Origin of the sequence: Mesorhizobium sp. M1A.F.Ca.IN.020.06.1.1, assembly GCF_004023265.1 — a bacterium.
Classification (GTDB): Bacteria; Pseudomonadota; Alphaproteobacteria; order Rhizobiales; family Rhizobiaceae; genus Mesorhizobium.
In genome coordinates, this window is sequence record NZ_RZSR01001349.1 from 1 (window position 1) to 1,177 (window position 1,177).

Here is a 1,177-nt window from a genome sequence, read left to right on the forward strand (position 1 = left end):
TCTCTACGTGGCCTCGCGCCGCTATGCCGGGAAGGACGAGATCGTGCCGCTGAGGGGCTCGCTCTACATGACTGCTTCCGAATGGGCGCGCTCGTGGAAGCCGTGGCTCAGGGGCGCGGCAATCGGCTTCCCGATCGGCGCCCTGCCCGCCGGCGGGGCCGAGATCCCGACCTTCCTGTCCTATGCCATCGAAAAGAAGCTTTCCAAGCACAAGGAGGAGTTCGGCACGGTCGGCGCCATCGAAGGCGTCGCCGGGCCGGAGGCTGCCAACAACGCGTCGGCTGCCGGCGTGCTGGTGCCGATGCTGACGCTTGGCCTCCCGACCTCGGCAACGGCGGCGATCATGCTGTCGGCCTTCCAGAGCTACGGCATCAATCCCGGACCGCTGCTGTTGACGACGCAGGCCAATCTCGTCTGGGGCCTCATCGCCAGTCTCTTCATCGCCAACGTCATCCTCGTCATCCTCAACCTGCCGCTGATCGGCCTGTGGGTACGATTGCTCAAGATCCCGGCGCCGCAGCTCTATGCCGGCATTCTGGTGTTCGCCACCGTCGGCACCTACGGCATCTCGCAGTCGCCGATCGATCTCATCATCCTCTATCTGCTGGGCGCGGCGGGCTTCCTGATGCGCCGCTTCGATTTTCCGACGGCGCCGGTCATCATCGGCATGATCCTCGGGCCGCTCGCCGAGACGCAGTTCCGCCGGGCGATGACGATCGCCAATGGCGACTGGACGGTGTTCTACCGGCACCCGCTCTCGCTGACGCTTTTAACGCTCGCCTTCATCGGTCTGGTCGGCCCGCATATCTGGGCCTGGATCGAACGCCGGCGCACGCGCGGACCAGAGCATGTGCCGGGCGATGCCTGACCGATCTGGAGCATCATGACAGACCTGCTTTCAGGCATACGCGTCCTCGACCTCACCAATGTGCTGGCAGGTCCTTACTGCGCCTACCAGCTGGCGCTGCTCGGCGCCGACGTCATCAAGGTCGAGGCGCCGCCGGGCGGCGATCTCGCGCGCCAGCTTGGCGCCTCGCCGGAGCTCAACAAAGCCGGCATGGGTGCATCCTTCCTGGCGCAGAACGCCGGCAAACGATCGGTGGTGCTCGACCTGAAGCAGGAGGCCGACCGCGAGCGCTTCCGCGACCTGGTCGCAACGGCGGACGGCTTGGTCGAG

2 protein-coding genes are annotated in these 1,177 nt (G+C 66.1%); both read left to right on the forward strand.

Translation table 11 applies throughout. The annotated features are described in order from the left end of the window. On the forward strand, window positions 1–868 hold an 868-nt coding region (locus EOA60_RS33895), incomplete at its 5' end, for a tripartite tricarboxylate transporter permease (RefSeq protein WP_206628386.1). 15 nt (window positions 869–883) lie between these two features. Then, window positions 884–1,177 (forward strand): CoA transferase (locus tag EOA60_RS33900; protein ID WP_206628388.1); only part of this gene is annotated, 294 nt, incomplete at its 3' end.